We start from the raw sequence: 8266 nt of genomic DNA on the forward strand, positions 1-8266 counted from the left end.
CAGGTGAGCCGACCAGGTTCTTGGGACGGGGTGTGGTGGTGGATCTGAACACGGTGCAGGCGGTGGTGGCGGCCACGGCCGCCGGTGCGTGGCGGCCGGGAGACGCGTGGCTGGCCGGTGGCACGTACCTGTTCTCCGAGCCGCAGCAGCACCTGCGTCGGCTCCGCGATCTGACCGACGAGGGTTGGTCGCCGCTGACCCTGACACCGCACGGGCTGGAGATCGCCGCGACCTGCACAATCTCCGAGCTGGCGACGTTCACCACGGCACCGCGCCCGATGATCCAGCGGGAGTTGATCCGGCAGTGCTGCGCGGCGTTCCTCGCCTCTTTCAAGATCTGGAGCGTGGCGACCGTGGGCGGCAACCTGTGCACGGCACTGCCCGCCGGTCCGATGATCTCGCTCGGCGCCGCCCTGGACGGTATCTGCCTGCTGCTGACCCCCGACGGTGGCCGGCGTGAGCTTCCGGTCGCCGAGTTCGTCACCGGCATCGGCACGACCGCCCTGGTCCCCGGGGAGTTCCTCCGTTCGATGACCCTGCCGGCCCCGGCGCTGCGCTGCCGTGCCGCGTTCCGAAAGGGATCGTTGTTTCCGTTCGGCCGGTCCGCCGTGTTGCTCATCGGTCGCACCGACCCGGTCGACGGGTCGTTCGTGCTCACTGTGACCGCGTCGACGGTGCGGCCGGTGCAGCTGCGGTTCGACACCATACCGTCGGCGACCGTACTGCGGCAGGCGGTCATGGATGGCATTCCCGCCCAGCAGTACGTCGACGACGTGCACGGGATGCCTGCGTGGCGACGACATCTCACTCTCGTCTTCGCCGAACAGATCCGCACCGAACTCGCCGAGTGGAACGCGTCGTGAACGATCGCGCCGTCGTGGTCGACGGCGAAATCTGCGCCGAGGCACCGCGACCCGGGCAGTGCCTGCGCACCTACCTGCGCGAACGAGGCCGTTTCGGGGTCAAGAAGGGTTGCGACGCCGGCGACTGCGGCGCCTGCACCGTGCACCTGGACGGCCTGCCCGTGCACAGCTGCGTGTACCCGGCGGTCCGCGCCCAGGGCCGCAGGGTGGCCACGATCGAGGGTCTCGCCACGGCCGCCGGGCTACACCCGGTGCAGCAGCGTTTCCTGGACGCGCAGGGCTTCCAATGCGGCTTCTGTACCGCCGGGTTCATCATGACCACCGCCGCGCTCGACGACGACCAACTCGACTCGCTGCCCGAGACGTTGAAGGGCAACCTGTGTCGCTGCACCGGCTACCGGGCGATCGAGGACGCGATCCGCGGCGTCCGTCATGTCGAGGAGCCGGGTCCGGGCGCGTCGGTGGGGGTGAATCTTCCGGCACCGGCCGGGCCACAGGTGGTCACCGGCACCGCCCGGTACACCTTCGACGTCGAGGTGCCCGGCCTGCTGCATCTCAAGGTGCTGCGCTCGCCTCATCCGCACGCGCGGATCCTGTCGGTCGACGCTCGCGACGCCCTCGCGCTGCCGGGCGTGCACGCGGTGCTGACCCACGCCGACGCTCCCGATCGGCGCTACTCGACGGCGCAGCATGAGCACGCGAGTGACGACCCGGCCGACACCAGGGTCCTCGACGACGTGGTGCGTTACGTGGGGCAGCGGGTCGCGGTGGTGGTCGCCGACTCCGAGGCCGCCGCCGAGGAGGGGTGTCGGCATGTCACGGTCCGGTACCAGGTGCTACCGGCGGTCACCGATCCCGAGGAGGCGATGACCCCGGGCGCACCAGCCCTGCACGGCGACAAGGGCACCGAGGCGGGCATCGCCCGTCCGGCCGACAACGTGGCCGGCGAGGTGCACGCCGAGGTTGGTGACGTCGACGCCGGCCTCGCTGCCGCCGACCTGTTGTATGAGCAGACGTTCCGCACCCAGCGGGTGCAGCATGCCAGCCTGGAGACCCACGGGGCCCTGGCGTACGTCGACGACGACGGCCGGCTGACCGTACGATCCAGCACCCAGACCCCGTTCCTGACCCGCCGCGCGCTGTGCCGGCTGTTCGATCTGCCGGAGGAGCAGGTCCGGGTGGTCGCCGGGCGGGTCGGTGGGGGGTTCGGCGGCAAGCAGGAGATGCTCGTCGAGGACCTCGTCGTCCTCGCCGCGCTGCGTACCGGCCGCCCGGTGAAGCTGGAGTACACCCGTGCGGAGCAGTTCACCGCCGCCACCACCCGCCACCCCTTCACCGTCCGTGTGACAGCCGGCGCACGCCGCGACGGCACCCTCACCGGCATCCGTCTCCGGGTCGTCTCCAACACCGGCGCCTACGGCAATCACGGCCCCGGCGTACTGTTCCACAGCTGCCACGAATCACTCTCGGTGTACCGGTGCCCGAACAAGAGAGTGGACGGTTACGCCGTCTACACCAACACGGTGCCCGCCGGGGCGTTCCGCGGATATGGTCTCGGGCAGGTCAGCTTCGCCGTCGAGTCAGCACTCGACGAGGTGGCCCGGCGTCTCGACATCGACCCGGTCACCGTGCGCGCCCGCAACATCGTCCGGCCCGGTGATCCCCTTGTCGCTCCCGCCGGTCACGACAGCGACCTGAGCCTGGGCAGCTACGGGCTGGACCAGTGCCTGGAAATCGTCGACGCCGCGGCACGGGAGGACACCGGCCCCCCCGCCCCCTCGGGTTGGCTCACCGGGCAGGGCATGGCGATGTCGATGATCGCCACCGCACCACCCGGGGGACACTACGCGGACGCACGTGTCACCCTGCTCTCCGACGGGCGCTACGAGGTGACGGTCGGTACCGCCGAGTTCGGCAACGGCAGCACCACCGTGCACCAGCAACTCGCCGCCGAGACGCTGGGCACGACACCCGACCGGGTCGGCATCCGCCAGTCGGACACCAACCTGGTCCGCCACGACACCGGCGCTTTCGGCTCGACCGGCACGATCGTCGGGGGTACCGCGGTCCTGCGCGCCTGCCAGGCGCTCCGCGAGCGGCTGCTCACCCTCGCATCCGAGCACAGCGGCGTACCGGTCACCGACTGCCGGCTCGGCACCGACGCCCTCGACTGCGCCGGCAGCCGCCTGCCCCTGCGGGACCTGTGGGAACACACCCACGCGACCGGCCAGCAGGTGGCTGCCGACGGACACTGCGCAGGCAGCCCACGCTCGGTCGCGTTCAACGCGCAGTGGTTCCGCATCGCGGTCGATCCCGTAACGGGGGAGATCCGGATTCTGCGCAGCGTCCACGCGGCCGACGCCGGCACGGTGATGAACCCGATGCAGTGTCGTGGCCAGGTCGAGGGCGGCGTCGCCCAGGCCATCGGCGCCACCCTCCACGAGGAGGTACGTGTCGACGCCTACGGAGTGGTGACCACGGCCGCGTTCCGCCAGTATCACCTTCCGACCTTTGCCGACATACCCCGGACCGAGGTCCACTTTGCCCGGACCATCGACGCCACCGGACCGCTCGGGGCGAAATCGATGAGCGAGAGCCCGTTCAACCCGGTCGCTCCCGCGCTGGCCAACGCGCTGCGCGACGCTACCGGCATCCGCTTCACCGACCTGCCACTCACCGCCGACCGGGTCTGGCTCGCCCTCGACGAGCGTCGTCCCACAGCGGACAGGGATGACCTCGGGCACGATGATCGGCCCACCCGTCCGGCACGATGAAGCGAAGATCCTCCCATCTGTACAAATAAGAGTCCGGTTCTGGTTCTCCGAGCGCGGGGCGTCTGGTCATCCCATCGCGTCAAGGTCGCGGACGGCGAAGCTGTGGTGCGCCCATTCCTCGTTGAAGATGACCCGCAGGCACGCCGAGGCGGCGCGAAGGCCGAGCGACGGCCAGCCGGGCGGGGCGTTCGGCTCGCGTACCCGGTCCAGGTCCTCCTGGGTGACGGTGGCGAGGAACTCCCGTACCTCGGTCATGCGGCCGGCCCGGACCGCCACCACCTCGGCGAAGCTCGGATCGGCGCCCATGTCGATGCCGAGGTCCGCACCGTTCGTGATGAACGTCGCCGGCAACCCGAGCGGGTGGTACGGCCGTTCCCGGCCCAGTACCGCCTGACCGAACCACAGGTCGGTCGCCATCACCAGATGCCGCAGTGTCTGGACGAACGACCACTCCCCGTCGACCGACCGGTGCAGATCCTCCTCCGGCAGCGACTCCGCCCGCGCCATCGTCGGCGCCCAGAACGCCTCCACGGTTTCCCATGCGGCACGCACATCGTCCGGTGTGGACGGACGCAACTTCGTGCGCTCCGGGTACATCCGGTCCAACTCGGCCTCGACCAGCGGTGCCACCTCGACGCCGTTGACCCGAAGCCCGTCAATGACCCCGTCGATGTCGGCGCCGTTGAGCAGGGCACCCCTGATCCGGGTACCGCTCAGATCCACCTCGCGGAACACGCTGCCCGCGAAGTTCGTCTCGATGAACTCGGTGCCGCTCAGGTCGTCGGGTCCCGTGTAGGTGGCCATCGCCGGATCGTAGTACCCGGGACCGACAGCGATCGGCGTACCGCGTCAACGGAGATGGTCCGTACGGGCACACCCATGCACCTGCGCCCGCCGAATGGCCGAGATCTCCGAGCGGGAAGGACTCGACGCCCAAGCCGCCGACTGGTGGCGCTGCGCCGCCCACCTCGGCGACCCCGACGCCCTGGAGTACGTCCCAGTCTTCATCGACCCCGCCGACGAGAGCTGATCACCGAACGCGACGAATCAGCCCCGGACGTGGAGAATTCGCACCAGTCGAATAACCCCTGCCGCTTGTGCTGGCGGCGCCGCCCGTGCGCGTCGGGCGGGAGGTCGATGATGAAGAACCAGCGGGTCTGGTCGTTGGCGAGGCGGTAGTTGTAGACAGCCATGAGGCTGCACCTCCGCAGTAACGGGATCGAGGGATGCAACCCACGTTAAGCGATCTCCGTTACCGCCAGCGTTACCGCAAGATCACACGTGATCTTCTATATCCGCTGGTGAATACCAGTCGGGACGGCCGGATTCGAACCGACGACCCCTTGACCCCCAGTGAACTAGCAGGGCTGCCGGCGGCTGCCGGACGATACCGCCTCCTACCGGATATGCGGGTCATCGGCCAGGCGGCGGTCCGAGGCAGGTGGGGCTCTACCGGGCCTTCCCGGGCCGTCCGTGAGACGGTTGTGAGATCTCACGGACGGCCCGGCTCCGGGGGAGAAGCGCTAGAGAACGGCAACAGCGCCTCTCCGCCATCGAACGTTGGAGGCACAGACCTCTCAACAGCTTGCACGACTTCCTCCCGCGCCCCGTGCTCCGACGCACTTGACTGGCGTTGGCGTTAGCGACCAAGCTGTCGATTCAGCTCCTCGAGCATGTCCGTTATCTCGAGTCGGCTGGCGGCGGCTGGCATGATCCGCGTGGTGCCGTAGGCAAGCTCCACCAACGCTGAGCGCGCGGCGGCAAGCTCGGCCGCAGTGGCGTCGAGCTGATGCCATGATGCGTGGACTGCTGGGACGACGTCGTCGCGCAGGCGGACGGCAACGGCCCGGGCCACCTCGGCGTCCGTGCCCGTCCGAGTGTTCCACTCGTCGTCTCCGAGATCGCCTAGGGCAATGTCAATGACGTCCGCCAGCAGATGAAGCATCTGCGCGTCTCCAGCGAGCCGGACGTCGGACGCGGCAACCCGCAGAGCGGTACGAACAATTGGCACGTCGTCCAGGCTGGCGTGGCGCTCGCCCAGCATGAACTGGATGTTCTGGTGTTGCCAGCCACGCGCAAGTTGCAGGGCCGTCATGTCATCGACACTGACGGTCTCGATGGCGGCGCCGGCCAGCAGGAGGGTAGTGATGACCCGTCGTTCGTTGCGTTCGACTGCGTGCATCAACGCGGTTCGCCCTTGCCGGTCGCGGGCGTTCACGTCGGCGCCGGCCTCAAGGAGCACGTCGGCTGCGGCGTGATCGCCTCGACGCGCCGCCACCACGATCGCTGGTGTGGCGTCGGAACGCTGTTGGTTAGCGTCCGCTCCGTGGGCGAGGAGAAGTCGCAGCACCGCCGGTGCGACGGGTCGCGTCACCGCGGTGATGAGCGGTACTTCCTCGTTCGGGACGGAGGTCGCTCCCGCTTCCAGCAGCACCCGCAGCGTCGCAAGAGCTGTTGGTGTCGGGCGGAATGCGGTGTGGGACAGGGCCTGGGTCAGCACGCTCGGCCCGGTGGCGGGTTCCGCCGTGAGCGCCCCACGGGCGATGAGAAACAGCACCACCTCCGTGTGCGCCCCGAGTACGGCGGCGCGCAACGGCGAGGCGGTGTAGGGATCGGCGGGGCCGATGCGCGCACCGGCGTTCACCAGCATGCCCACGATCCCCCGCCGGCCGCTGCTCGCTGCCTCGGCCAGCACCGATCCTCGGAATCGGCCAACCGGAACGTTCGGGTCCGCGCCGTCGGTCAGCGCCTGCCCGACGGCCACCTCGTCCCCAGCCTGCACAGCGTCGATCAGGCGCTGATCGGCAGCCTCGATCATCGATCATCACCCGTCATCTCAGTGAACGCTCAGATGCAGCCGTGCCGCAGGGTTGCTGGCGAACCAGGCGACGAAGTCGTTGTCCGCATCAAGGCCGGCACCAACCGCGTCACACCAGTCCTGCCGATCAAGCACGGCCAGGTACTGCCGGACGAGGTGGTCTCGCTGTTTATTGGTGCATCCGGATCGCTGCGGAGTCTTGTCCGCCAGATGGTCGCGATGACCGCGGCGTCGACGTACCTGTTCAGGGTCGGTGTCTGCCGACCGAGGCGAGCCAAGTGCGCGGCGAGGACATGAGACGCCGGCGGATAGTGCTCGAGGGTCATGCCCATGCCACCGCAGCCCGCCATTTACTTCAATAGTCGACCGGTGTGGTCGACCAGGTCATCGTCGGTGTCAGTCCCGGTGATCGCTTCGTGCAAGTGAGCTGCAGTGGCGACGCGGCCGGCGAAGTAGCCGTTGAGGTAGTCGCCGTCGCAGGCGTGGCGCAGCAGCCAGAGCGCCTCGATGACGTAGACCCGTCCCCAACCGGCAACACGCTGGGCCAGCCACAACAACGCATGTTCGCCTCCTCGGCGACGTCGCAGCGCCTCGGCAGCCAACGGCCCGAACCAATGCGACAGCAGGCCGATGGGCTGGATCAGCGGGATGAGTTCGTCGTCAACGATGCTGACGACAAGTTCAGCGTGCTCGACGAACTCGCCGAGGAGGGCGGCCCCGACCTGCGCTGAGCCACACGACATGCCGTCGACAGGTCGAGCCGGACTGGCGAGGCCGGGCGGTTGTCATCCTCGACGGCGCTGGTCTACCGCGACCAACAACTCCTTCCGCGGCAGCGGATCTATACGCCTTCTAGCTGTTCCAGCCGACGAAGTACTGCACGAGGCAGTTCTGACGCTTCCAAGCGGTAGGGCTTCCAGCGGTCGTTGGAACCGTCCTTCATCGAGGCACTGAAGCGGTACCGCCCTCGGCTATTGGCTTCGCCGAGGGTATCGGCATAGTCCTTGCTGGGTACCAGCCATGCCTTCATCACTTGTCCATGGACCACATCGATCGCGACGAACAGCATGTCCAGCTCGTCTCGGGGCACGAAGGTCTGAGATCGGACGAAGGCGACGAACCCTTCGGACTGGATTTTCTTGCTGTCGGACATCCGAGCCTTCACCTGCACGGCCAGCGTCGCCGTGGACCCTCGCCGATGGAAGACGAGGTCAACGCCTTCGTCGTCAACCAGCGAGGTGGACACATTGAGAGCCCCTCGCGTCGCGAGGATGCAGAGAGCAGCGACCAGGTGCTCAGCGGCCTTCCCCATACGGCCGGCGTCCGCTGACTTGAGCGTGTAGTCGTCGTCCACTTCTTCGTCCACCCGCCCAAGGTAGCGGCATCCGACTCGTCACAGGAGCCCGCCTCTCACACCGCTGAGACTCGCGCGCCGGTCATTCGATCGTAAGCGGAGAGTCCGGGACAACCCGGCGGCTGCGCCATGGCAGCTCATCTAACCGACGCCTTCCATCGGGACTTCTGCATGGCTATTCTGCGCGGGTGCCCGAGACCGCAGGCTTCGAACAGGTCCCCGCCCACCTATGGCAGTACGCACAAGACCAGGCTTTCCTGGCTGACGCCGCCCGGGAGACAAAGCGCTTCTTCGAGGAGCTACAGAGATTGAAAGGCTGGCGTCTCTCGACGTGTGTGCGTGATCTGCGTCGATGGTTTGGGTAGGTCGGGGTGATGAGGTATCCGGCTGGTGGTGGCATGAACGCGGCAGCCCGGGTCCGGCGTGAGAAGGTCCGGGTCCAGGCCGCGACGATGTT

At 68.2% G+C, this 8266-nt stretch carries 9 protein-coding genes; 5 read left to right on the plus strand and 4 right to left on the minus strand.

Annotated elements, in window-relative coordinates; genetic code table 11:
• Nucleotides 1-38 precede the first annotated feature (38 nt).
• Together AB0B14_RS06250 and AB0B14_RS06255 are read left to right on the plus strand one after the other, a co-directional pair.
• The gene (locus AB0B14_RS06250) at nt 39-863 is read left to right on the plus strand and encodes an FAD binding domain-containing protein (RefSeq protein WP_357521633.1); all 825 of its coding nucleotides are present in this window, start codon (nt 39-41) and stop codon (nt 861-863) included.
• Nucleotides 860-3637: a molybdopterin cofactor-binding domain-containing protein gene (locus AB0B14_RS06255; protein WP_357521635.1), complete on the plus strand. Its 2778-nt coding sequence runs from the start codon at nt 860-862 to the stop codon at nt 3635-3637. The genes AB0B14_RS06250 and AB0B14_RS06255 overlap by 4 nt, the downstream gene beginning before the upstream one ends.
• Nucleotides 3638-3703: 66 nt before the next feature.
• On the opposite strand, the gene AB0B14_RS06260 is transcribed toward AB0B14_RS06255, so the two are convergent.
• Entirely contained in the window at nt 3704-4441 is a 738-nt protein-coding gene (locus tag AB0B14_RS06260) for a DinB family protein (RefSeq protein ID WP_357521637.1), read from the minus strand.
• A gap of 94 nt (nt 4442-4535) precedes the next feature.
• Here AB0B14_RS06260 and AB0B14_RS06265 point away from each other — a divergent pair, with 94 nt between their 5' ends.
• Nucleotides 4536-4667: a hypothetical protein gene (locus AB0B14_RS06265; RefSeq protein WP_357521639.1), complete on the plus strand. Its 132-nt coding sequence runs from the start codon at nt 4536-4538 to the stop codon at nt 4665-4667.
• Here AB0B14_RS06265 and AB0B14_RS06270 read toward each other — a convergent pair.
• Together AB0B14_RS06270 and AB0B14_RS06275 are read right to left on the minus strand one after the other, a co-directional pair.
• Nucleotides 4642-4830, minus strand: a complete 189-nt coding sequence (locus AB0B14_RS06270; RefSeq protein WP_357521641.1) for a hypothetical protein — start codon at nt 4828-4830, stop codon at nt 4642-4644. The genes AB0B14_RS06265 and AB0B14_RS06270 overlap by 26 nt on opposite strands.
• 446 nt (nt 4831-5276) lie before the next feature.
• Complete coding sequence (locus AB0B14_RS06275) at nt 5277-6455, minus strand: ankyrin repeat domain-containing protein (protein ID WP_357521643.1); 1179 nt, start codon at nt 6453-6455, stop codon at nt 5277-5279.
• 21 nt (nt 6456-6476) lie between these two features.
• Between AB0B14_RS06275 and AB0B14_RS06280 the strand changes: the two genes are divergently transcribed.
• Together AB0B14_RS06280 and AB0B14_RS06285 are read left to right on the plus strand one after the other, a co-directional pair.
• Entirely contained in the window at nt 6477-6752 is a 276-nt protein-coding gene (locus tag AB0B14_RS06280) for a hypothetical protein (RefSeq protein ID WP_357521645.1), read from the plus strand.
• Between the two features lie 74 nt (nt 6753-6826).
• Nucleotides 6827-7186, plus strand: a complete 360-nt coding sequence (locus tag AB0B14_RS06285; protein ID WP_357521647.1) for a hypothetical protein — start codon at nt 6827-6829, stop codon at nt 7184-7186.
• Nucleotides 7187-7296: 110 nt separating this feature from the next.
• Here AB0B14_RS06285 and AB0B14_RS06290 read toward each other — a convergent pair whose 3' ends face one another.
• On the minus strand, nt 7297-7821 hold the full coding sequence (locus tag AB0B14_RS06290; RefSeq protein WP_357521649.1) for a hypothetical protein: 525 nt from the start codon (nt 7819-7821) through the stop codon (nt 7297-7299).
• Nucleotides 7822-8266 lie beyond the last annotated feature (445 nt).

This window comes from Micromonospora sp. NPDC049171 (genome assembly GCF_040648275.1).
In the GTDB taxonomy this organism is placed as follows: domain Bacteria; phylum Actinomycetota; class Actinomycetes; order Mycobacteriales; family Micromonosporaceae; genus Micromonospora.